Origin of the sequence: Streptomyces sp. NPDC058295 (assembly GCF_042880655.1) — a bacterium.
In the GTDB taxonomy this organism is placed as follows: domain Bacteria; phylum Actinomycetota; class Actinomycetes; order Streptomycetales; family Streptomycetaceae; genus Streptomyces; species Streptomyces coriariae.
On sequence record NZ_JBHVYO010000062.1, the window covers coordinates 1 to 22343 of the forward strand.

At 73.6% G+C, this 22343-nt stretch carries 10 protein-coding genes and 1 pseudogene; 5 read left to right on the forward strand and 6 right to left on the reverse strand.

What is annotated here, in order from left to right:
• Positions 1-125 precede the first annotated feature (125 nt).
• The 3 genes from ccrA to ACFVYS_RS38770 are packed head-to-tail and all read right to left on the reverse strand — an operon-like array spanning position 126 to position 13826.
• On the reverse strand, positions 126-1355 hold the full coding sequence (gene ccrA, locus ACFVYS_RS38760) for a crotonyl-CoA carboxylase/reductase (protein ID WP_389509964.1): 1230 nt from the start codon (positions 1353-1355) through the stop codon (positions 126-128).
• A gap of 2 nt (positions 1356-1357) precedes the next feature.
• Positions 1358-5236 (reverse strand): type I polyketide synthase, encoded by a 3879-nt coding sequence (locus ACFVYS_RS38765; protein WP_389509905.1) that lies wholly within the window; start codon positions 5234-5236, stop codon positions 1358-1360.
• Entirely contained in the window at positions 5229-13826 is an 8598-nt protein-coding gene (locus ACFVYS_RS38770; protein WP_389509907.1) for an amino acid adenylation domain-containing protein, read from the reverse strand. Before ACFVYS_RS38770 ends, ACFVYS_RS38765 begins: the two co-directional genes overlap by 8 nt.
• Before the next feature lie 425 nt (positions 13827-14251).
• Here ACFVYS_RS38770 and ACFVYS_RS38775 point away from each other — a divergent pair, with 425 nt between their 5' ends.
• Complete coding sequence (locus ACFVYS_RS38775; RefSeq protein WP_389509909.1) at positions 14252-15544, forward strand: condensation domain-containing protein; 1293 nt, start codon at positions 14252-14254, stop codon at positions 15542-15544.
• Positions 15545-15597: 53 nt separating this feature from the next.
• Positions 15598-16116, forward strand: coding sequence for an RNA polymerase sigma factor (locus ACFVYS_RS38780; RefSeq protein WP_385256534.1), 519 nt, complete (start codon positions 15598-15600; stop codon positions 16114-16116).
• 435 nt (positions 16117-16551) lie between these two features.
• Here the strand turns inward: ACFVYS_RS38780 and ACFVYS_RS38785 are convergent, their stop codons facing one another.
• On the reverse strand, positions 16552-17202 hold the full coding sequence (locus tag ACFVYS_RS38785) for a LuxR family transcriptional regulator (protein ID WP_389509911.1): 651 nt from the start codon (positions 17200-17202) through the stop codon (positions 16552-16554).
• A gap of 424 nt (positions 17203-17626) precedes the next feature.
• On the opposite strand from ACFVYS_RS38785, the gene ACFVYS_RS38790 reads away from it, so the two are divergent.
• Positions 17627-18874 carry a helix-turn-helix domain-containing protein gene (locus ACFVYS_RS38790; protein WP_389509913.1) on the forward strand — a complete coding sequence of 416 codons (1248 nt, stop codon included), beginning with the start codon at positions 17627-17629 and terminating at the stop codon, positions 18872-18874.
• Between the two features lie 602 nt (positions 18875-19476).
• Positions 19477-19767, forward strand: a pseudogene (locus ACFVYS_RS38795) (helix-turn-helix transcriptional regulator); the annotation flags it as partial.
• 173 nt (positions 19768-19940) lie between these two features.
• Here ACFVYS_RS38795 and ACFVYS_RS38800 read toward each other — a convergent pair.
• Positions 19941-20465, reverse strand: a complete 525-nt coding sequence (locus ACFVYS_RS38800; RefSeq protein WP_389509915.1) for a cysteine hydrolase family protein — start codon at positions 20463-20465, stop codon at positions 19941-19943.
• Between the two features lie 198 nt (positions 20466-20663).
• Between ACFVYS_RS38800 and ACFVYS_RS38805 the strand changes: the two genes are divergently transcribed.
• Complete coding sequence (locus ACFVYS_RS38805) at positions 20664-21278, forward strand: TetR/AcrR family transcriptional regulator (protein WP_389509917.1); 615 nt, start codon at positions 20664-20666, stop codon at positions 21276-21278.
• Between the two features lie 471 nt (positions 21279-21749).
• Here ACFVYS_RS38805 and ACFVYS_RS38810 read toward each other — a convergent pair whose 3' ends face one another.
• Complete coding sequence (locus ACFVYS_RS38810) at positions 21750-22082, reverse strand: hypothetical protein (protein WP_389509919.1); 333 nt, start codon at positions 22080-22082, stop codon at positions 21750-21752.
• Between the last annotated feature and the right edge of the window lie 261 nt (positions 22083-22343).

Consider the following 22343-nt stretch of genomic DNA (forward strand, 5'->3'; position numbering starts at 1 on the left):
GTGGCCGGGCCCGAGCCGGTGTCGAGTCCCTCGCGGGCCGGCTCGCCGTGCCGGGCGGACCGCGGGTCTTCGGTCGGAGGGACCGTGGCCGGGCCGGCCGTCGGACGGCCCGGCCACCGCACCCTCTACTCCGACGCGTTGACCAGGACCGCCATGTTCCCCATCGGGTGACGGTTCTCGTGGATGAGTTGGTGGGCCAGACCGATCTCCTCGAAACCGAAGGTCCGGGACAGGCACGGGTCGATGACGCCCTGGTCGATCAGCCGGGTGATCTCACGGGCCTCGCGGGCACAGGCGGCGTGCGAGCCCTGGAGCCGCTTCTGCCGCATCCACAGGAACCGCAGGTCGACGTCGCCGTTGTAGCCGGTGGTGCCGCCGCAGATGACGACCATGCCCGCGTTGTCGCACAGATAGACGGAGGTGGGGATGGTGTCGGCGCCGGAGTGCTCCAGCACGATCCGGGGGCTGCGCCGCTCGCCGAGCACGTCCCAGAAGCGCCGCCCGAAGGCCCGCGCCCCGGACAGCCAGCGGCTCATCGCGGCGTCGTCCGAGGTATCGGGCATCCGGCCCCAGTGGTCGAAGTCGCGCCGGTCGATCCAGCCCTCGGCGCCGAGCCGCATGCAGAACGCGCCGCGTTCCTCGCTGGAGACGACGGCGACCGGGATGCCGCCGACGTGCCGGACGAGCTGGATGGCAATGCTGCCCAGGCCACCGGCACCGCCCCAGATCAGCACCGGGTCGCCGGGCCGGACGGTGTGCGGGTCCCAGCCGAACAACTGCCGGTAGGCGGTGGCCGCGGTCGCCATGTAGCAGGCGGCGGCCGCCCAGGACAGCCGGGCGGGCTTGGGGTGGCACATGTAGTCGTCCACGACCGCGAACTGGGCGAAGGAGCCGTAGTTCTCCTCATAGCCCCACACCCGCTGGCTGACGGACGCGGCCGGGTCACCGCCCAGGCGGATGTCCTCGGCCGACTCGTCCCAGCGGCTGGCGAGCACGACGACCTCGTCCCCGAGCCGAACGCCCTCGACGTCCTCTCCGACGGCCCACACGATGCCCGACAGGTCGGAGCCACCGATGTGGAAGTCCTCGACCGCACCGGCCTTTTGCCGGGCGGCGATCACGTCGAGCGGCTTCCCCAGCGCCGCCCAGACGTTGTTGTAGTTGACGCCGGCCGCCATCACCTTGACCAGCACCTGGCCACGGCGGACCGGGGGGACGTCGACCACCTCGGTGCGGAACGCGTCGACGGGCTGCCCGTAGCGCTCCCGGCGGATCAGCGAGGCGTACATCTTCCGTGGCACGGTGCCCGGTTCGGGCGCGTCGCCGAGTTCGTAGAGGTCCTGGGGTGCGGTCACGGTCATGCGGGGTCTCCTGGACGGTCGGGGCCCCCGGGGGGCGGAACGGGTACGTGCGCGGTGGGATCGGCGGTGCCGCGCAGTGCCTTGGCAACCGCCGTGCCGATCAGGGCGAGGGGCTCGGGTTCGGTCATCTCGTAGTGCCCGCACGGCACCTGGTGGTCGTGCAGGGTGCCGCGCACCTGGGCACGCCAGGCGTCCGCCTTGCCGGGCAGTACGGCAAGGTCGCCGGTGAAGTCCGTGGCCGGTTCGTCGCCGGCGCTGAAGAACAGGACGTCCCCGTGGAAGACACCGGGCTCGAACCGGGGCGCGAGGCGCAGGTTGTTGCGCATGACGGCGGCGACGGCGGCGGCCTGCGCGCGGTCGACCGGAGAACCGGCGGGATCCGTGGTGACCTTGGCGTCGATGCGGTCCAGGACGGTCGCCACCGCGGGCGGTTCGCCGTCCGAGGGCACGGGCAGGCCGGCCACCCGCATCAGCAGGGCCGCCACCTGGCGCTCGGCCGTCCCGGCGTCGTACGCGCTGGCGTAGGGCTGCGGGGCGTCCAGCATGGCCAGGAGTTCCACCCGCTCCCCCTGTTCCTGGAGCGCGCAGGCCATCGCGTGGGCGACGAAGCCGCCGTACGACCAGCCCAGCAGCCGGTAGGGGCCGTGCGGTTGGACCTCGCGGACCAGATCGACGTAGGAGGCGACCATGGCCGGGGCGTCGGGTGCGGGCGGCCGGGTGCCGTCGAGACCGGCGGCCTGGATGCCGTACACCGGCTGGTCGCCGCCGAGGTGGGGCAGCAGGCCGGTGTAGCGCCAGGAGACGCCGGCGCCGGGGTGGACGCAGAACAGCGGTGCGGCGCCACCCTCGCGGCGCAGCGGCAGCAGGGGGGCCAGGGCGTTCGCGGTGCCGCCGGACCGCTGGTCGTCGGTGTCCTCGGTGGCGGCGAGGACACCGGCGACGGTCGGCGCGGCCAGCAGGGTGGCGGCGGGCACGTCGAGCACTCCGGCCCGGCGGAGCCGGCCCGCCAGCAGGACGGCCCGCATGGAGTCGCCGCCGAGGTCGAAGAAGTTGTCGTGGACCCCGATGCCGCCGATGCCGAGGGTCTGCTCCCACAGCCGGACGACGGCCTGTTCCCGCTCGGTGCGCGGCGGCACGGCCTCGGTGGTGAGCCGGGGCCGGGGCGCGAGGTGTGGCTCGTCCTGGACCGTGTCCGGGGTGTCGGACGCGGTGGAGCGGGCGCCGGGGGCGTCGATCCAGTGCCGGTGCCGTTCGAAGGCGTACGGCGGCAGCGGCACCGGCCGCGGCGTGCCCGGCACCGGCGGGAGCGCGGTGTCCGCACCGGCGCTCCACAGCCGGCCCAGCGCCTCGGCGAGGACGAAGCCGTCGCGGGCGTCGGCCTTGGCGTGCCGCATGGTGGTGACCGTCACCGGTCTGTCCGGGTCCAGCTGCGCGGTGGCCAGTCCGGTCAGGGTGTCCGCCGGTCCGATCTCCACCAGGACCGGGCGCCCGCGCTCCCACAGGGCCGTGATGGCGTCGGTGAACCGCACGGTGCGGCGGGTGTGGTCGAGCCAGTGCCGGACCGAGGTCGCCTGGGCGTCGGTGATCCAGGTGCCGGTGACGCTGGTGACGAACGGGATGCGGGGCGGGCGCAGGGTGACGCCGCGCAGGTGCCGCTCGTACGTCTCCAGCACCGGGTCCAGGACGTGGGAGTGGGCGGCGGCCGGTATCCGCACCCGGCGGAACGGGAGGTCCCGGCGGGCGAGTTCCCGCTCGAAGCGGGCCACGGCCTCCTCGTACCCGGCGACGGTGCAGGCGGCGGGCCCGTTCACCGCGGCCAGGGACAACTCCTCGTCGAGCAGCGGCAGTACCTCCTCGGCCGGGGCCGCCACGCTGACGGTCGCTCCGCCCGCCCCGCTGATCAGCCGGATCCGTTCGGTGACCAGGGGCAGCATGTCCGCGAGGTCGATGACCCCGGCCAGGCAGGCCGCCGTGTACTCGCCCAGGGAGTGGCCGATGAGCGCGTCGGGGCGGACCCCGGCGGCTGTCAGGGTGCGCGCGAGGGCGTACTCGGTGACGACCAGGCCGAGGAAGGTGGCGGTGTGGTCGGCCGGTGCGCCCTCGAAGAGGGAGGTGCGCAGGTCGGTGCCGAGGACGGGGCGCAGGATGCGGGCGCACTCGTCCACGGTGTCGCGGTAGACGTCCTGGTCGCGGTACAGCTCGGCGCCCATGCCGGGGTACTGGGTGCCTCCGCCCGGCAGCAGGAACGCCACCCGGGCGGGTTCGTCCGGCACGGCCGGGGTGTCGGGGGCGGCGGCCCGCAGGGCGGACAGGGCCTCCTCGCGGGAGGCGGCGCTGACGGTCAGGCGGTGGCGCAGGGCGGGGCGGGCGGTGCGCAGCGTGTGCGCCACGTCGTCCAGGCGCAGGCCCGGGCGGCGTTCCAGGTGGCGGGCGAGGCTCTCGACCTGACCGCGCAGGGCGCCGGCGGTCCGGGCGGACAGCGGCAGCACCAGGCGGCCGCCGTCCTCGGGGGCGCGCGGCGGTGAGGGCGCGGGAGCGGGGGCCTCCTCCAGGACGACGTGGGCGTTGGTGCCGCCGATCCCGAAGGCGCTGACCGCGGCCCGCCGGGGATGGCCGGCGGCGGGCCAGTCCTCCAGCGCGGTGGGGACGCGGAACGGTCCGGCCGCGAAGTCGATGAGCGGGTTGGGCCGGTCGAAGTGCAGGCTGGGCGGGATCTGCCGGTGTTCCAGGGCGAGGACCGCCTTGATGAGCCCGGCGATGCCGGCCGCCGCGCCCAGATGGCCGATGTTGGTCTTCACCGAGCCCAGCGCGCAGTAACCGCGCCGCCGGGTGGACTCCCGGAACGCCTCGGTGAGCGCGGCCACCTCGATGGGGTCGCCGAGGCGCGTCGCGGTGCCGTGCGCCTCGACCAGGCCGATGCTGTCGGCGTCCACCATCGCCTGGGCCTGCGCGGCCAGCACGACCTCGGTCTGTCCGGCGGAACTGGGCGCGCTGAAGCCGACCTTGCGCCGTCCGTCGTTGTTGACGGCACTGCCCCGGATCACGGCCCGGACGCGGTCGCCGTCGGCCAGGGCGTCCGCCAGCCGTTTGAGGACGACCGCGCCGACGCCGTCCCCGGAGGAGGTGCCGGCGGCGTCCGCGGCGAACGCCCGGCAGTGTCCGTCGGGCGAGAAGGGCCCGTCGGGTACGTGCCGGTAGCCGAGCGCCGCCGAGGGGTTGAGGGAGACGGCGGCGGCGAGGGCGGTGTCGCAGCGGTGGTCGAGCAGGTCCTGGCAGGCGGTGTGCACGGCGACGAGCGCGGTGGAGCAGGCCGTCTGGAGGGACACGCTGGGGCCGGTCAGACCCAGTTCGTAGGAGATGCGGGGGGCGAGGGTGCCCAGGGAGTTGGCGGTGGCCGCGTGCACCAGCTCGACGGAGCCGGGCTGTCCGGCGTGGCGGGGGTGGACGTGGGCGGGGTAGTACCGGCTGTCGCCGGCGCCCGCGTACACGCCGAAGGTGCCGTGATCGGTGCCGGGTGCGAGGCAGCCCGCGTTCTCCAGGGCGTGGTAGGCGGTCTCCAGCAGCAGGCGCTGCTGGGGGTCGACCACGGCGGCCTCGGCGGGCAGGTAGCCGAAGAATCCGGAGTCGAAGCGGTCGATGCCCTCGACGACGGAGGCCATGCGGATCAGCGAGGGGTCGTCCAGATCGCGCGGGTCGCCGCCGGCGGCCAGGAACTCCTCGTCGGTGACGGGTCGTACGGCTTCGCGGCCCGCGGCCAGGTTGTCCCAGAACGCGTCGAGGTCGTCGGCGCCGGGAAACCGGCCGGCCATGCCGATGACGGCGACGGCCGGCAGGTCCTCCTCCGGTGTGTCCAGCGACCCGTTGGTCTCATGCATGGCCTTGGCCCTTTCCGTTCCGTGCGGAGCGGCGGGCCCGGGCCGCGCGCTGCCGTCGTGCCTGTTCCTTCGCCCGGTCCAGCCCGCTCGGCGGGTCTACGGCGCCGTCCGTCGGCGTCCCGGGGGACGGCGTACGGCCGACGAGGTGGCGGGCCAGGTCGCGCACGGTGGGGTGCGCGAACAGGTCGACCACGGTCAGCTCGCAGCCGAACTCCTGGTTGACGGCGTTCTGCGCGCCGACCAGGAGCAGGGAGTTGCCGCCCAGGTCGAAGAAGTTCTCGTCCCGGCCGACCCGGTCGCGGTGCAGCACCCCGCACCACAGCTCGGCGAGCCGCTGTTCCAGGGCGTGGATCCGTCCCCCGGTGTCGTCGGTGGCCTCCGGGCGTTCGGCGCTGCCGGCGGCGCGCAGTACCCATGGGGCGGCGCCCGCGGCGTCGGCAGCCGCCCGGTGCAGGGCGCCGAGGTCGGCGCCCTCCTCCAGCGCGACGCGGGCGGCCAGCCGCCGTACCTGCCGGGCCGGTTCGGCGACATGGCTGCGGACCCAGGGGGCGGTGCGGTCGGCGCCGATCAGCAGATGGGGTTCGTCCAGGGTGCGGGCGAGATCGAGGGAGCGCAGTGCGGCGGCCGCGTCCAGTACCCGGTAGCCGCGTGCCTCGGTGAGTGCGGTGAGACCGTAGCCGCTGCTCATGCCCCGCTCGTGCCACATGCTCCAGGCCAGGCTCTGCGCGGGCAGGCCCCGGGCGCGGCGGTGCAGGGCGAGCGCGTCGAGGTAGGCGTTGGCGGCGGCGTAGGCGGTGTTCATGGCGCCGCCGAACCAGCCGTTGACGGAGGAGAACAGCACGAACGAGGTCACCGGATGGTCGGCGCTGACCCGGTGCAGGGTCCAGGCGCCGTGCGCCTTGGCGTCCAGCGCCGAGCGCCAGGCGTCCGGGTCCAGGTCGCCGACGGGCCGCTCCACGAGTGCGCCGGCCAGATGCCAGACCGATGTCAGGGGGACGCCCCAGGCCTCGGTGGCCCCGTCCACCGCCACCCGCACCTGGTGCTCGTCGGTGACGTCGGCGCACGCGTAGCGCACGTCGCCCAGTTCGCGCAGCCGCTGGTGGGTTGCGTCGTCCTCGGGCAGCGGACTGCGGCCGAGGAGGAGCAGGCGGGTGCCGGGGGTCGCCAGCAGGTGGGCGGCCAGTGCGCCACCGACTCCGCCGAGCCCTCCACTGACAAGGTGGAAGCCGTCGGTGGCGGGCGGCTCCCTGCGGTCGGGCGCCTCGGGCAGCGGGGCCAGCCGGCGCACGTGACGCCGTCCGCCGCGGTGGGCCACCTCGGTGTCCACAGGCGGCTGCGCGGCCTCCGCCGTCACGAGCGGTACGGGGTCGGTGTCCCGTTCGACGTCCAGGTGGACGCAGCGCAGCCCCGGTGACTCCTCCCGCAGCGACTTCAGGACCGCACCGGCCATGGCCTGGGCCGGGGAGGGCGCTTCGCCCGCGCCGACCGCCTGGGCGTCCACCGTCACGTGGAGCAGGTCCGTCGGCCGGGTGCCGAGCGCCCGGGCGAACGCCAGCAGGGTGCGGGCGGCCGACTCGTCCGGGGCCGCGTCGCCGCCGTGCGGGGCGGTGAGGTGGACGACGGCGTCGACCGGCCGCTCGTCGGCGGCCAGGTCCCGCAGCAGCGCCGTGTGGTCGGCGTCGGCGGCGGGCCGGATCCGGTAGCGGGCGGCGTCGAGGCGTTCGTAGGACGGTCCGTCCGTGGCGACGGTGCAGCGGGCGCCGTCGGCGCGCAGGGCCCGGGCCAGGCGGTCGGCGAGGCCGTGGGTCCCGGGGCCGTCGCAGGCCAGGACCAGGGTGTGCCGGCCAGGCGGCAGGATGCGCGCGGCGCGAGCGGCGGCCGGCTGCCACACGGGCTTCAGGAACCAGTCGGGGAGGGTGGCGGCGGTGCCCAGCAGCAGGTGAGCCTCACGGACGGCGTCGTCGAAGTCTCCCGCCTCGAAGCTCTTGCGCAGCTTGGTCCGCTGGATCTTGCCGATCTCGGTCTTGGGGATGTCGCCGGGGCCGACCGGGACCAGGAAGGCTGGGCTGACGCCGATCTCGCGGGTGACCTTGCCCGCGATCTCCCGCAGCGCGGCGGCCCGGTCGGGGACGGGGGCGAGGTGGAAGAACAGGGCGAGTTCGTCGGTGGCGGCGGACGCGTCGGAGCGGACCGCGCAGGCCGCGGTGAAGCTGCGGACCACGGCGGGCAGTTCCTCGACGCAGGTCTCGATCTCGTGGCTGTAGTGGTTGACGCCGTTGACGATGATGACGTCCTTGGCGCGGCCGGTGATGAACAGCTCGCCGTCGCGCAGGAACGCCAGGTCGCCGGTGTCGAACCAGCCGTCGTCGGTGAACGCCTCGGCGTTGGCCGCCGGGTTGTCGTGGTAGCCGCCGGTCACGGAGGTGCCCCGGACCTGGAGCCGGCCGGCCTCACCCTCGGTGAGCACGGTGGTGTCCTCGCCGACGACGCGCATGGCGAAGCCGGGGTAGGGCAGGCCGCAGCTGACGAACGTCTCGTCGGTGCCGGGCGGTTCGGCGGGCAGCACCGCGTCCGTGACCACCGAGCAGGTCTCGGACATGCCCCAGCCGGGGTGCATCACGTCCTGCGGCAGTCCGAAGGGCCGCAGCGCGTGCAGGAAGCCGCGCGCGGCGGCGGCCACGACGACCTCGCCGGCGTTCATCACCAGCCGCATCGGGGTCAGGTCCCAGTCGCGGCCCGCGAAGCGCGGTGCCTGTCCGGCGAGCAGCCCGAAGGCGAAGTTGGGGGCCCAGGTCACGCTGACCCGGTGCCGGTGGGCGAGGTCCATCCAGCGCGGCGGGTCCTGGAGGATCCAGGAGGTGGGCGCGTGGATCTGCCGGCAGCCCAGATAGAGGTCGCGCAGGTGGAACATGACGACGCCGGTGACGTGGTCGAGCGGGATCCAGTTCAGGGTCACGTCGTCGGCGCCGAGTCCGTTCATGGCCTCGGTGGCGGCGGAGCGGGCCAGCACGTTGCGGTGGGTCAGCCGGACGGCCTTGGGCAGGCCGGTGCTGCCCGAGGTCATCAGCATCAGGATGAGGTCGTCCGGCTGCGCGGCGTACCAGTTGCGGTCCTCGGGCGCGTCCCGCAGGGCGTCGGCCGTGGTCAGCCGCAGACCGGACCCGCCGTCGTGGCCGATCCGGTCGCGCAGGCCCGCCTCCAGCGCGGGCGAGCAGACGATCCAGGGCCGGCCGAGCATCCGCCAGATGCCCTCCAGTTTGGTGAGGGCGGCCGAGGGGGTGTCGTAGGAGGCGGGCACGGTGAGCGGTACGGCGACGAAGCCGCCAAGAATGCAGCCCCACAGCACCGCGAGGAAGTCCTCACCGGTGTCGCACTGGAGGATCACCTGGTCGCCGGGGCGCAGTCCGGCACGCCGGAGTCCGGCGAGGACCCGGGAGGCCTCGGGGACGAGGGACGCGTAGTCACGGCGGGTCTCGCTGCCGTCGGGGTGGACGTGCACGATGTCGCCCCGCGCGTGGTCGGCGGCCCGTACCAGGGCCTGGGCCCAGGTGGCCACGGTGGGTTCGGCCTGCTCGGGGCCCTCGCTGAGGGCGGGCCGTGTCCCGGCCGCCCCACGGCTGCCGCCGTCGGACGCCGGCGCGGCGCGGCGCGGGGCGGCGGCGTGCCTGCGGGCCAGTTCCCGCGGGGTGTCCTCGACCCCTGCCTCAACGGCGCCGACACCGGTGACGCGGGCGAGGCGCTGTTGCCAGGCCCCGGCGGCGGCGCGGTCGACGGCGGGCAGGGCGGTGAGGGCGGCCGGGTCGAGGGCGCCGTCGGCATCGCGGGGCAGGGTGCTGACGGCGGTGACACCGACGGTCGTGGTGCCGGTGCGCTCCAGCAGGCGTTCGACGGCCTCGGTGGCCTCCGCGCGGCCCGGTACCACGAACAGCCGGGGCGGTCCGCCGTCGGCCGCGGGCAGCGCGACGGCGTCGCGGATGCCGGGCACGGACCGGGCCGCCTCGGTCAGACCTGCGGTGTCGGGGCCGGGTGCCGCGGCCGGTGTGCGCGGCGCAGGCGCCGGGAGCCCGCCGAGCCGTACGTCCGGGTCGGCGCTCACGGCCGCGAGCAGCCGGCCCAGCGAGCGGGCGAACTCCTCGGCGGTGGACGGGTCGTACAGGTCGGTGGCGTACTCGATGTGCAGGTCCAGGCCGTCGGGGGTGCCGTCGGCGGTGTGCCGTTCGAGAACGTCCACGAAGAGGTCGAACTTGGCGGTGCCGGTGGCGGTGGGCCGCAGCAGCGCCGGGTGCCCGTCGAGGCGGAGCACGGCGGCCTCGTTGTTCTGCAGGGCGAGCATGACCTGGAACAGCGGGTGCCGGCCGGGCCGGCGGGGCGGGTTCAGTTCGTCGACCAGCCGGTCGAAGGGCAGTTCCTGGTGGCCGAGCGCGGCCAGGTCGCCGGGCCGGACGCGGGCCAACAGTTCACGGAAGGCGGGGTTGCCCGAGGTGTCGGCGCGCAGCACCAGGGTGTTGGTGACCAGGCCGATCAGATCGTCCAGGCCGGGTTCGGAGCGCCCGGCGACGGGGACACCCAGCACGATGTCCTCACCGGCTCCACAGCGGGTGAGCAGGGCGCTGACGGCGGCGTGCAGCAGCATGAACAGGCTGCTGCCCTCGCGCTCGGCGAGGCCGGTGAGGTCGCGGTGCAGGGCGGCGGGTACATGCTCGGTGACATGGGCGCCGTCACGCGGTGCCGTCGGCCGGGGCCGGTCGCCGGGCAGGGTGCACTCCTGCGGTGCTGCGGCCAGCGCCTGCCGCCAGTGCGCGGTGAGCCGCTCGGCGTGTCCCGTACCGTCCGGCCCGGGGGCGAGCAGGGCGCGCTGCCAGAGCGCGTAGTCCGCGTACTGCGCCGCGGGCGCGTCCCACGCCGGGGCGGTGCCCGCGCGGCGTGCCGCGTAGGCCATGGTCAGGTCGTCCGCGAGGGGCCGCAGGGACCAGCCGTCGGCGGCACTGTGGTGCAGGACGAGCAGCAGGGTCCGGTCCTCACCGGTGCCGAACAGCCAGGCCCGCAGGGGAGGTTCACCGGTGAGGTCGAAGCGGTGGCGGGAGGCGGCGGCCAGGTGCGCGCCGATCTCGTCGGCGGGGCAGTCGACGGCGGGCAGCGGCGGGCGCGGCCCGCCGGCCGGCAGGATCCGCTGGTACGGCGTGCCCTCGTGGTCGGCGAGCACCGTGCGCAGGATCTCGTGCCGGTCGGCGAGGTCGCCCAGCGCGGCACGCAGCGCCTCGGTGTCTGCGGCGGCGCCGAGCGGCACGACGAGGGGGATGTTGTACGTCGCCGTGGAGCCGTCGAGCCGGTTCAGGAACCGCATGCGTTCCTGGGCGTAGGACAGCGGGACGCGTTCCGGACGGGGCCGCTCGCCGAGAGCGGGCCGGCCGGGAGCCGTGCCGGGGCGGCCGTCGAGGAGCAGGGCGAGGGCGGCGGGCGACGGACCGTCGAACAGGGCGGTGATCGGCACGTCGGTGCCGGACCTGTGGCGCAGCCGGGCCAGCAGCCGGGTGGCAAGCAGCGAGTCGCCGCCCAGGTCGAAGAAGTTGGCGTCGATGCCGACGGTGTCCCGGGGCAGCTTCAGCACGTCCTCGAACAGGGCGCACACCAGCGCCTGTTCGGTGCTCGCGGGCCGGGCGCCGGCCGCCGCACCGGTGAGGTCGGGCGCGGGCAGCGCGTCGGTGTCCAGCTTGCCGTTGGCGGTCAGCGGCAGGGTGTCCATGAGCACACAGGCGGCGGGGACCATGTGCTCGGGCAGGTGGGCGGCCGCGTGGGCGCGCACCTCGGCCGCGGCGGGCGGTCGTTCACCGGTGGTCACGAGATAGGCGACGAGCTGCTCGGCACCGTGGTCGGCACGGCGCACGACGACGGCGGCGCGGGCGATGCCGGGGTGTTCGGCGAGGACGGCCTCGATCTCGCCGGGCTCGACCCGGAAACCTCGCAGCTGCACCTGCCGGTCGGCGCGGCCGAGGTGGTCGAGGGCGCCGTCGGCGCGGAGCCGCGCCAGGTCCCCCGAGCGGTACATGCGGCTGCCGGGCGGACCGTGGGGGTCGTCCAGGAAGCGCTCGGCGGTCAGTTCGGGGCGGTGCAGATAGCCGGGGGTCACCCCGGCGCCGGTGACGTACAGCTCGCCGACGGCGCCCGGCGGCACGGGCCGGCCCTGCGGGTCCAGGAGGTACACGCGCAGGTCGGCGAGCGGGGTGCCGACGACGTTGCCCCGGCGGGGGTCCTTCACGTCGTCCGGGGTGAGGCGGTGGTGGGTGACGTGCACGGTGGTCTCGGTGATGCCGTACATGTTCACCAGAGCCGGCCGGTCGAGGCCGTGCCGGGCGGTCCACGGGCGCAGCCGTTCGGGACGTAACGCCTCCCCGCCGAACACGACGTAGCGCAGTGCTCCGGCGGTGGGCTCCTCGTCGGCGTCCACCAGCTGTTCGAAGGCGGACGGTGTCTGGTTGAGGACGGTGACGCCCTCGTCGTGCAGCAACCGCAGGAAGTCCCGTGGGGAGCGGCTGACGGCGTACGGCACGACGACGAGCCTGCCGCCGTGCAGCAGGGCGCCCCAGATCTCCCACACGGAGAAGTCGAAGGCGTAGGAGTGGAAGAGGGTCCACACGTCGTCGGCGCCGAAGTCGAAGTGCTCGGCCGACGCGGCGAACAGCCGGACCACGTGGGAATGCGGGACGGGCACGCCCTTGGGGCGGCCGGTGGAGCCGGAGGTGTGGATGACGTACGCGATCTGCGTCGGGCCGGTCGGTCCGCCGCGGTCGGCGTCGGTCAGGTCGGCGGCCGGGCGCGTGGCGAGGTCGGCGGAGACGGCCGGCTCGTCCAGGACGACGGCGGTGACGTCATCGCCGAGGTCAGCGGCGAGGCCGCCCTCGGTGACCAGCAGGACGGGCGCCGCGTCCGCCATGACCAGGCGCAGGCGTTCGGCCGGGTGGGCGGGGTCCAGCGGGAGGTAGGCCGCTCCGGTCTTGAGGACCGCCAGCAGGGCGGGCAGCAGCCGCGGGCCCCGGTGCAGCGCGAGGGCCACCGTCCGGCCCGGTCCTGCGCCGCGTTCGACGAGCAGCCGGGCCAACCGGTTGGCCTCTTCATTGAGTTGGCCGTAGGTGAGGTGCGCGCCCTGGTGGGTGACGGCGATCCGTCCGGGCCGGGCGTGCACCTGCCGCTCGAACAGCTCGGTGAGCGTGCCGGTGACCGGGAACTCGCGTACCGGCCGGCTGCGCGGGTGCTCGCCGGGCAGCAGCAGGTCCAGATCGGCGAGCGCGGTGGTGGGTGCCGCCTGCGCCAGCCGCCGCAGCAGCGCGAGGAACCGTTCGCCGTGCAGGGCGAGTTCGTCCGCCTCGTACAGGTGGGGGTTGGCGTCGAAGGCCAGCCAGAGGGCGCCGGGCCGGGTGCCGGGCCGGACGTTGATCTGGAGGTCGTCCACGGCGCCGCCCGACAGGTGGTGCCAGGTCGCCGTGCTGCCGGCGAAGTCCAGTTCCTCGGTGAAGGGGACGATGTTCAGCACGGGTCCGTGCAGGCGGCGCCCGGTGCCGAGGAGGCCGAGGTCGCGGCGGATGAACTCGCCCCGGTACTGCTGGTGCCGTCGTAGTGCGGCCAGCTCGTCGGCCACCGTGCGCGCGAACTCCGCCAAGGGGGTGCCCGGTCGGGCGGTGACGCGCAGGGGCAGCACGTCGGATGCGGTGCCCGGGGTGCGCAGGGCGGCGCTGCCGAGCCGGCTCATGGTGGCCATGCCGAGGACGAGGTCGTCCGTGCCGGTCATGCGGTGCAGGTAGACGGCGAGGGCGGTGGCGAGCAGGTCGGCGCGGGTGATGCCCAGGCCGGCAGCCGCGGCGGACAGCGCCTCGGCGTCCCGGGGGCCGAGTTCGACGGTGTGGCGCAGGAACGGGGCGCGCGGCGGGGCCGTACGGCGGGTGAGGCGGGCCGGTTCCGGGAGGTCCGCCAGGCGGCGGGTCCAGTGGTCGCGGTCTCGGTCACGGCGTTCGGAGGCGAGGTAGGCGGCCTCCTCGGTCCGCAGCCGGCCGACGGGCGCGAAGCCGCCGGGGCCGGGGTCGCGGCCCTCGGCCAGCGCGTTGTGGACGTCGGCCAGGCGGCGGCCGAGGAGCTTGTAGCTGTAGCCGTCGAGCAGGAGGTGATGGGCCCGCAGCAGCCAGATGTGGCGGTCGGCGGCGAGGGTGAGGAGGGTGTGCGCGAACAGCGGGCCTTTGTCGGTGTCCACCGGGGTCGCGAGGTCCGCGCGGATCAGTTTCCAGGCGGCGGCCTCCGGGTCCGCGGCGTCGCTCACGTCGACCCGGTGCAGCGGCCAGTCGTCGGCGTCCGGCGCCGGACGGCAGCGGGGGCCGTCGTCGGTGTCGAGGAAGCGCAGCGCGAAGGTGCCGGCCTCGCCGACCGTGCGGCGCAGCGCCGCCTCGAACAGAGCGGTGTCCAGGCCGCCGTGGATCTCCACCGCCTCCGCGGTGTTGTACGCGGCGCTGTCGGGGGCGAGCCGCTGCGCGTACCAGAGGCCTTCCTGGGCGCCGGACAGCGGTCGACGTTCGTCCTCGGGGAGAGACTCCTCGTGGAGTGACATAGCACAACCCTCACGTGGCAAGCCGTAACGGCCCGGCCGGAAAGAACCCGGTCGGTCTGACAGGGAAGCGGCCCCGGCCCACCGGGCCGGGCATTTACGGCCGCGCTCCGGGGACGTGGCCGTATCGCGGCCCGCCGCCGGTTCACGAGGTCCTCACGCTGGGGCTTCCGGGCGAACCCGGTCAAGCCCGATCCGGCCCTGCGAACGGAATTCAGGTTTTTCCCTAAAGAACGCGGGTCACGGGATAGCCGCGCCCGCGACGAACTTTAGGGAAAACACGAGACTTTCCCCGGGCGCTCCGCATCGGCTGGATTCGCACCGGCCCGACCGTGCACTCTCGAAAGGACGTTGAGCCGGATCCGCGGCACCGACCGATGGTCGGCGCGCGGTTTCGGGAATGAGCGGACGAAAAGAGGGCCTGGGTCATGCGCCGTGCGTTGTGTCCGGTAGAGACGCTGTACGTCGGGCAGCGAAGCCGAGCGGTGCTCTCCTGCACCCTGCGCGGCCGTCTCGACATCCACGCGCTGTCGGCCGCGTTCGACGCGGTCACCGAGGCGCATCCGGCGCTGCGGACCCGCATCGTGCCGGACGGCGAGGGCTTCGCACTGGACCTGCTGGACGAGGCCGCGCGCCCCCGGCTGAGCACCCGGACCGGCGCCGCCGAGGACGCCTACGCCACGGAGCTGAACACGCCGCTGTCCGTCGGCGGCCCCCTGAGCCGGGCGGTCCTGGTGAGCGCGCCCGAGCAAGACGGCCACCTGTTCGTGCTCTCGGTGGACCACACCGTCGTCGACGGACACAGCGGCATCGCCCTGCACAACGAGATCTGGGAACGGTACCGGGCCCTGGCCGAGGGCGAGGAGCGGCCCGGCGCCGCGGCCGGCTTTCCCGGCTGGGCGGTGCCCGTGAGCGAGTTGCTGCCCGAGGTGGACGCGGCGGCGACGACCACGTACCTGGAACGGCGCGTGGACGAAGCGCGCCGGCACCCGGCGGAGCTGGTGGCGTACGACGTCACGGATCCGTCCGCCGTCGAGGGCCGTATCGAGGTGTGCCGGCTGACGCTGGACGAGGAACGCACCGGCCGGCTGCGCCGCACCGCCCGCACGGCGGGCGTGACCGTGCACGCCCTGGTCGCCGCGGCCCTGCTCACGACGGCGCGCCGGCGTCTGCCCGGCGGCGAGCCGCGTGCCCTGCGCTGTCTCTCCCCCGTCGATCTGCGCTCGCGGCTGTCGCCCCCGGTGCCCGCCCTGGTGATGGTGCCCGCCGTCACCAGCCACCTCCAGGCCCTGGACGTCGCCCCGGAGTCTGACCCGGTCGAGCTGGCCCGCACCGTCCACTCCCGGCTCGGCGACTTCGTCGCGGGTGACGGCCCCTACCACGAGATGCGGATCACGCCCGAGATCCCGCGCAACCCCACGCTGCAACTGGCGACGGTGATCGCCACGAACATGGGCGTCGTCCCGGGGCCCCGGCTGCCGGAGGGCCTGGAGGCCACCGACGTCCGGCTGGTGCCCGCCCGGGAGCAGTACTTCCCGGCGGCCGGGCGCAGCCCGGTGATGGCCTGTGTCGTCTCGTTCGAGGGACGGCTGGCCATCGAGTTCCCGTACTTCACCGCCTGTTTCAGCCCGGAGTTCGTCCGGGCCTTCCGCGACGGGGTCGGTGCGGTGCTCGATGCCTGCGCCGCCGCCGCGGAGCCCGTCGCCACGGCGGCGGGCTGAGGCGGCCCACCGCACCGCACCTCACCGGCCACCGTAAGGAGCCCTGCGCCGACATGAGCAACGTCAGCGACATCCCCACGCCCCTGGCGCTGCTGCCGCGCGCCCAGGCCGGCGACGAACAGGCCATGAACCAACTGCTGACCGGGATCGTCCCGTACGTCGCACGACTGTGCCGGTCCATCACGCACGACGACGGCGCGGACGCCACGCAGGAGGCGCTCCTCGCCGTCTACCGGGGTCTGCGCACACTGCGGGAGCCGACCGCGTTCTACGGCTGGGTGCGTTCGGTGACGGTCCGCGAGGCCGTGCGCACGGTGAAACGGGCCGGCGAGGAGGGGCCGTACCAGCGGGTCGAGCCGGGGCAGGAGGCGAACCCGCTGGACGCCGTGCACATCAGCGACGTACTGGACCGGCTGTCCATGTCCCACCGGCAGGTTCTCACCCTGCGCGCCTACGGCCTCAACGAGGAGGAGATGGCACGTGTCCTGTCACTGCCGGTGGGCACCGTACGGTCCCGGCTGCACCGCGCCCGACTGCGCTTCCGGGAGGCCTGGCAGCCCTCGGCGGCTTGAGGCACCTCCTGTGGATCCCGCCGCGCCCGGAGGCAGTGCCTTCCGGCCGGCCCGAGCGGGATCCGCTGCGCGCGGACGCGAGGCGGAGGAGGCAGTCCGTACGGAGTGTCCGGGGCGTGACGGCGACGCGGCGGAGGCACCTGCCGACGCCGCGCCCCGCGGCGGGACCGGGGAGAAAGGCCCTGGAGTCCCGGCGGGCGGCGGGCGTCCCGTCGCGCCGCCCGGCACGCCCGTACTCCGCTTCCGCCCGGGCCCGGGTGCACGCCGCACAAGGACGGCCGGCCGGCACTCCCCCGAGCGCTTCGAGCAGGTGCCCGACGGAGCACGCACCGGACCTCGCCCCCCGCCGGGGCCCCGGGACGGACGCGACGGTGGCCGTAGGCGGGACGATCCCGCCGACGGCCACCGCCCGCCGTGTGTCCCCCGTCGTGCCCGTTACTCGATGAGCTCCGGCAGTACCCGTGGGGGCCACTGGCCGGGCGCGAACAGCCCGAGCCCGTGGGCGCGGGCCACCAGGGCGGGCCGGTTGGGAGCGTCGAAACGGCGCAGCAGCAGGCGCACGCGGTACTCGACGCCCTGACGGCTCAGGTACAGGCGGCCGGCCAGCTGCACGGTCGACGCACCGCCCGCCACGCCCTCCAGGACCCGCACGTCGAGTTCGCTGAGCGTCAGGTCGCGGGGGTACGGCTCGCCCGCCGCCCCCAGGGGGCTCAGCAGGAGGACCAGTCCGGCCGGCCCGGTCGCGCCGGTGACCGTTATCGCCGTCAGGTCGGCGGCGAAGACACGGCCACTGTCGTGCCGACCGACCACCCGCTCGGTGAACCAGCTCGTGCGGCCCTCGGAAAGGTCGGTGAAACGATGACGCAGCAACTCGGGCGTGCCTGCCCGGAGCAGATCGCTCAGCGTGCGGTCGCAGATCTCGCCGGGGCTCGCCCCGAACTGTGCCGCGAAATCGGCTTCCGCGGCCGTGATGGTCATGCCCTTCGGACATACATGGGCCGTGTAGGTGCGGCGGCGGTTCACGCCGCCGCCCGCCTTGACGACGGTGGTGGATGAGGCGGTGATGCTTGTGGTCACCACGGACATACCGTCTTTCCCTCTGTACATGGGGGTTTCGATGCACCCCGCCCTTTCCGGCAACCCCGCGAGACAACGTTGTCCGCGCGTCACTTTCGCGCGGCCGCCACCGGGTTGGGGCGATATCACATCAGGTCGGCAGCTCGGAGGCTATGGCCGGACAACCCGCCTGGCAAGTGTTTGCCTATCCGGCCGTGTCCATTGCCAACTCTTCTGGCCATGGGGCAATTTCAGCCAAACAGGATCCTCTGCCCGGTCGTTCCGAAACTCGGTACGCAGGGAGCCATGGCAAATGACAGGAGAAACCTCGCGTGCGCAACCATGTTGCCCCCATTGCCCAGCCTCCCTAAAGTATGGGCAACTTCCGGACGTGGCCTCGGAAACACGGGGCGATCAGAAGACTCAAAAGGACCTCAGGGGATCAGAGGGCGAAATGCTTGAGCAGCCGCACTTCGGCCGGCAGCTGAGGAAGCTCAGGCTCGAGCGGGGCTTGAGCCAGGCTGTGGTCGTCGGTGAGGGCATGTCCACCGGATACCTCTCCCGTCTGGAGTCGGGCGAACGCCGGCCCACCGGACGAACCGTCAGCTATCTGGCACAGCAACTCGGCGTGGACGTCAGCGCGTTGACCGAACCGCGCGCGGGCGGTTGCCTGAGCCGCACGCTCGCCGCCGCGGTCTCGGCACCGCCGGGCACGGACAGCGCCACCGCCCTCCTCCAGGCGGTGCGCGACGACGAGCACGACGACCCCGTCGGCCGCTGGCAGGCGCTGTGGCTGCTCGGCCGGATCAGCGGCGGCCAGGGAGACTTCGAGCAGGAGTGCGGTCATCTGCGCGAGCTGATCGAACTGAGCGAACTGATCACGGCACCCGACCTCCGGGTGCGGTCCCATGTGCAGTACGCGCGCTGTCTGTACGCCCTGGGCAAGGCGCGGGCGGCGGAACCGGTCGCCGTCACCGCGCTCGCCGTCGCACGCGCCGAGCGGCTGCCGGTCGCCGACGTCATGGCCGCCCAGACGGTCCTGATCGCCGTCGAGACCGAGCTCGGCCGGCTGGACGCGGCCGAGCGCCATGTACGTGAGCTGGAGAGCGAGTTGCTGCCCACAGCCGCCCCCCAGCCGGCCGCCGAGGCGTTGTGGACCGCCTCGGTGGTCGCCGATCGGCGGGGCGACCACCAAACCGCCCGGTCCCGGCTGGAGGGGGCGCTGGCACTGCTCCGGGGAGGCGACGACCTGATCCTGTGGACCCGGCTGCGTACGGCGGCGACGGCCGCCGCGCTCCAGATGTCACCGCCGTGCGTGGCGGCGGCGGAGCGCTGGCTCGGCGAGGCCGACGTGGTCCTCGCACTCATCGGCACCCCGATCCAGTTGCAGGAGGTAGGCGCTCTGCGCGCCCATCTCGCCTTCCACCAGGGCCGGTTGGACGAGGCCCGGACGCTGTGCGGCGCGTTGCCGCCGGACGGCGAACTCCGGCTGCCGCACGGGGACCGGTTACGGCTGGCGGTCCTGGAGGGCCGTCTGATGATCCTGGAGGGCCGGGTCGACCAGGGCGTCGCGGCCCTGCGCCGCCTCGGGCAGCAGGCCACGGACGCCCACAACCTCGATCTGGCCACCCACGTCTGGCGGTCCCTGGCCACCACACTGGCCGACGTACGCGCCCCGGGCGTCGGAGGCGCCGTGCGCTAGACGCCGTCCCTCCGGTCGGACGACGGCGAGTCCGTGGTCCCGGGTGACGGGTCCGCTCCGGCACGGCAGGCGTGGGCCGCGGCACGCCCCGGCCACCGGACCGCCCGCCGCCCGCCGCCGAAAACCCAGATGGCCTCGGCGCACCATGCTCGGGCCGTGGGCGCCCTGAGAAGCTGATCGAGCAACGGGGCCGGCCGTCGGTGTCCTTCACCTCACGGCGGAGGTGACCCGCGTGCTTGCCGAACTCGGCTGCGCCGACCGGGGCTTCCTCGGTGCAGTCGTCGGCCTCGACGGACAACAGCGGCACCTCCTGCCTTCGGGGCGATGAGGCTGGTGTCTGGCCAGCGCACACCCCGCGCCGGGGCCCTTCCACGTACCCGTCGCTGGGAGGGCCGGCGCCCCTCAGTGATGTACCGATCCCGTCGGACATCGACACAGGCCGCGCGGCCTGCGAAGGCTTCGGCCGGTTCACGGCCACCAAGTGACGGCCGGGCTTCGGGCGGGTCGTCGCGACGACCGTCATCGCGTGCGAGGAGCTCGGGCGGCCCGCGCTCTTGTTCAAGGCGCCCGTCTCCCAGGGTCGCCGGAGCCACTCCAATCCGGCGGTGGTGCGGGTGGCGGCCGGCGGCACCGCCCTCGACCCGGAGGTCGTGACCGAGTTGATGAGCCGCCGCCGGGATTCGCCGATCGACTCGCTGACCCCCCGCGAGCGCGAAGTGCTGGCGCTTATGGCCGAGGGACAGGACAACGCCGGCATCGCCACCACACTCGTCGTCACGGAACGGTCGGTCAGCGAGCACATCGGCAACGTCTTCCTGAAGCTGCGCCTCCCGCCCAGCGACAGCGGGCACCGCCGGGTGCTCGCGGTACTGACGTATTTGAACAACCTGTAGACAGCGCGGCGGCGGGCGGCTGCGCGGCGCGGCCACCCCTCCTGGAAAGGGAACCGGCGGTCACCTTCGCGATTCGCTCGACTTCGGCGGGCGAGGTGCCGGACTCCTTTGCCGCCGACCTGTCGATGCGCACTCGAGTACCGCGTCAGGTGAGGTGAACAGTCCGTCGCCCGTCAGGAGAGGAGGCTGGTGATGGCGTTCGAATCCACCATGCGGGCGATGCGCCAGAGGCCCAGCCAGCTGTCGGGGAAGGCCGAATCGTCCACCAGGGCCGCGTGCGCTTGCGGATCGGGGTCTGCGCAGGCATCAACGCAGACCAGGACCTCGTACCCGATGTCGTAGGCCCACCGCGCAGTGGACAGCACCGCGCCGGAAGTCGCGACGCCGCCGAGGATGACCCGCCGGATACCGGCCGCCTGCAGGCGCTCGTGCAGGTCAGTGGTGGCAAAGGCGCCCAGGGTCCGTTTGCCCAGCACCGGCTCGTCGCCACGGGGGCCGAGCAAAGGGTGAAACTGGTCTTGCATAGCCTCGTGGGTGATGTGGAAAACAGGTGCGCCCGCCTGCCGGGCGGAGGCGAGGGCGTGCGCCGCCCGGTCGGTGACGCCCGGGTCGTGGCTGTAGTTCTCGACGATGCGGGTGGCGTAGTCCAGCGCAAGGAAGGCGGTTTGCGTCCGGTCGGCTGCGTTGTCCAATGTCATGGAACCTCGGATTTCCTTCATGGGTGAGACCGGTGGTGATCGGAGGCGCGGCGGCCTCGCGTGCGCAGGGGGGCGCAGGTCAGGCTCTACTGACACGACAACCCACCGTTCGACGGGGCCTCCACGGGATCCGGAGAGTGCGCCCCGCTAAGCTAACATCGAATCGGAGAGTACGCCCCGCTTACTGTTCTGCCGAGCATGGGAGATGTCGTGGAAAACGAGCCGCGGCCACTTCGGGCTGATGCCCGTCGGAACCGGGACCGGCTTCTGGAGGTAGCCCGGAGGGCGTTCGCCGCCGAGGGAGTGTCGGTCCCCCTGGACGAGATCGCGCGCCGGGCGGGCGTGGGGCCGGGAACCCTGTACCGTCACTTCCCCACGAAGGAGTCACTGCTCGAAGCCGTCGTGCGGGAGCGTCTTCGACGTCTGGTCGATCGCGCTCAGGCATTGCGACATGGTGAAGACCCCGCAGCAGCCCTCTTCACGTTGCTGGACCAGGTTGTCGAGGACGCGGCGGCGAAGGCGGATCTCGTCGACACGTTGGCCGGCTCCGGCGTCGAGATCAGGACGGCGCTGGCGCCGGATGTCACCCGGCTCCACGACGAGATCGGCCATCTCTTGATCCGCGCCCAGGACAACGATGCGGTCCGCGGTGACATCGGCATCGCCGACCTCATGGCCGTTCTCGGCGGAGTCCTGTACGCCCTGCGTCACCTCCATGCCGGTGCTGCCCGCGAGAAGGTCGTGGCCATCCTGTACGACGGCCTACGGGCGGGCGCCCGCGTAGCACAGGGCGGTCCGACTTCGAGCGCATGACGGACAGGCGCATCCCAGGTGCTCATAGCCGACGGTGTTCGGGCACGGGAGGCGTCGAAGATCGCCGATCACGGATCGGCGCTGGGCAGTCGGCAAGAGCGGTGCTGCCACGGCTTGAGCGCGTCCTGGGCCGGCCGGCGGCGCACGGTCGACGCCGACATGAACGGCGCCAGCTTGTGCCAGGACCAGGGCCACCGCCACGGGCAGTCGTCTGCCGTGCTCCGCACCGGCGACGAGCACCGAGGTGCCCGGGACGGCGAGCACCAGCCCGGCCGATCCCCACCACAGCCCCCGAGTCGTGCGGGGCGACGGCTCGCGCCCTGCTCCCCCGGCGAACGCGTCGGCCGGGTGTCTGCTGCTGCGGTCCACGCCCCGACCCTATCCAGCGGAGCGAGCCGGGCGTTCAGGAGTGGCCCTGGAGCCGTGCCGTCCTGCTGCACCACGGAACCGCGCAACGGACGTTCGAGCAGATCAGCAGGTGGAACTGCTGGAGATCTTTATTCCGGTGACGCTGTAAGCGTTCGCCAACACGGTCTCGTTGTTCGGGGGCAGGCAGATCGAGTTCCCGTCCTGGAGTCGGAGATAGGCCACGTCGTCGTTCCGGGTGTTCACGACGTGGTAGTGCGGGCGGGACCTGACCGTCTGATAGGAGCTGGTGACATCGCGGTACTTCGTGATCGGTGTGCCCGCGTTGTAGGCCTGCTCGTCCACGTAGAAGCAGACGTAGGGGTACGGGCAGCCGTGGGTGGGGGACTCCGCGTGGGCTGCCGATGCGCCGGTCACGGACATGGCTGCGACGGCCACGCTCGCCCCCGCGAAGCATGCTGCCTTTCGGATGACGGACTTCATCGAATCTCCAGTAACTGGTAACTAGGTGGATCAACCGGCATGGCAGCCGGATGGTGATCCGTTTGCGGATGCCGCTGGTCAGCAGGGCGAGGCCGGTGCTGCAACGAGTACGGCAAGCGGCGTCATGGGCATGGGCATGGGTGACGACGTATCAAGAGCGGCGGCCGTGGGACCAACCGCTGGTGCATACGTGTCCGGACGTCGCCCTGACACGGT